3 protein-coding genes are annotated in these 1,797 nt (G+C 65.3%); all 3 read right to left on the reverse strand.

What is annotated here, in order from left to right; all coding sequences use genetic code 11:
• Positions 1-163 precede the first annotated feature (163 nt).
• Entirely contained in the window at positions 164-532 is a 369-nt protein-coding gene (locus WEB06_15050; protein ID MEX2556930.1) for a 4Fe-4S binding protein, read from the reverse strand.
• Positions 529-948 (reverse strand): hypothetical protein, encoded by a 420-nt coding sequence (locus WEB06_15055; GenBank protein ID MEX2556931.1) that lies wholly within the window; start codon positions 946-948, stop codon positions 529-531. Before WEB06_15055 ends, WEB06_15050 begins: the two co-directional genes overlap by 4 nt.
• A 212-nt stretch (positions 949-1,160) precedes the next feature.
• On the reverse strand, positions 1,161-1,601 hold the full coding sequence (locus WEB06_15060; GenBank protein MEX2556932.1) for a TlpA disulfide reductase family protein: 441 nt from the start codon (positions 1,599-1,601) through the stop codon (positions 1,161-1,163).
• Between the last annotated feature and the right edge of the window lie 196 nt (positions 1,602-1,797).

A 1,797-nucleotide genomic window follows, 5' to 3' on the forward strand; every position in this document is an offset into this window, starting at 1 on the left:
GCGAGCGCACGGTCGCGCGTCGTCGACTTGTAGCCCTTACGGAGGTACGACCCCGGCCGGAAGATCGACTTCCACACCTGGGAGTCCTGGATCTTCTCCTTGAGGATGTCGAGCTGTTCGCTCAGGAGTGGCTTCTGGCTGTCCGGCACGCCCCCCGTCCTCCCTACTCGTTCGCCGCGGCCGCGCGGGCCTTCTGCTCACCCATCGTCACGTAGAACAGCGCGTCCGAGGGGCACCGGTCGACACAGATCCCACAGCGCGTGCATTCATTGTCGTCGATCACGAAGATGGCCTCGGAGCCCTTGGCCGCCTTCTCGAGGTTCTCGCCTTCCGCGTCGGCGACGATGTCCGGCGACAGCATGTAGATGCAGTCCCACGGGCAGACGTCCTCGCACGCCCTGCAGAGGATGCACAGGTCGGGGTCGAGGCCGATATGCCGCTTGGGCTTCACCCGGGTGGCCAGCCATCCCGGGTCGACGACCTTCAGCTCGTAGTCGTCGTAGAAGGGAGGCTTGTTGGAGGTGGAGCTCACTTGTAGCCCCCCGTCATCTCACGCTTGGGCTCGCCCGGAGCGAGCTGCTTCGGGAACTTCTTCTGCCACATCAGGAAGCCTACGACGAAGGCGCCCAGCCCTACTGCGTTCTCGCCGACCACGATGATGTCGCGGGCCGACTGCTTCAGGCAGGTGGCGTCGATCTTCGTGCACCCGTTGCCGCCCCATCCGAGGACGCCGTCGGCGTAGTAGAGCCACCAGGACGGGATGATCGCCAGGACGTGCCAGGCCAAGACGGCGAGTCCGAGCGTGGCCATCCCGGCGCGAACCCACTCGCTCTTGGACTTGTAGGCGACCCCGAGCAGCGCGAAGGCCAATCCCAGGTAGACGGCCTCCTGGAGGATGAGCCAAAGCGGAGACGTGTCGTTGAAGGCCAAACCGAGAGTTGAGTCCATCAACGACCCATGTCCTCCTCGCCGCCGGCGGCCGGATTATACGACCCGCCGGAACGCCTTCACCAAACCTACCCGTACCAATCGTGCAGCGCGTTCAGGTCGCGTACCCGCTTGTGAACGAGTTCACAAGCGGCCCCAAAAAGAAAACTCTTTCGAGCACTTTTATTATCTCCCGGCCCCGGCCGGGGTGCAACCGTTCGGACCGAAAATGGTCATCGGAGACCGAGCTCTTTCGCCAGGATGTCACGGAGGGCCGTTTCGCTGAGGGGGCCGAACTGACGGTAGGCGACGATGCCGTCCGGCCGAACGAAGATGGTCACCGGCATGATGAGCCGAGCGGAGAAGTGCGCGTAGAGGAGCCCTCCGTCGTCGTAGATCAGCGGATATAGGACGCCGGTAGAGCGGGCGAATTTCTCGGCGGCAGCGCGGGTCTCGCCGTCAACACCGAGCAGGTCGGCTCCGACGAACTCGACCCTCCCACCGAAGGACGCGTACACCTTCTGGAAGGCCGGCATCTCTTCGATGCAGAACGTGCACCACGAGGCCCAGAAGTTGATGACGGAGGGCTTGCCGGCCAGATCGGACAGCCGGAAGACTCCGCCGCCCACGCCCTCGAACGCGCACCGAGCAGGGAGGGCCTCGCCGACGCTCACGATGCCCTCCGGCTGACACCGCGCTGCTGGGGGAGGTTCAGGATCGTTGCCTGTGCTGCACGTCCCGGCAGTCGCGAGGAACGCCACGGAAACGAGGGCCACCCCTCGGATCACCCATCGCTTCATGGGCGTCATTGTCCCCCAAGACTCGTGCTTCCGCCGACCGCGGGGGGTGGGGGGGGGGGGGGGGGGGGGG

Source organism: Actinomycetota bacterium (assembly GCA_040905475.1).
Lineage (GTDB): Bacteria > Actinomycetota > AC-67 > AC-67 > AC-67 > DATFGK01.

Excerpts from the sequence above, each read along its gene's own strand:
- WEB06_15055 (MEX2556931.1), bottom strand. The coding sequence starts at position 948 with ATGGACTCAACTCTCGGTTTGGCCTTCAACGACACGTCTCCGCTTTGG.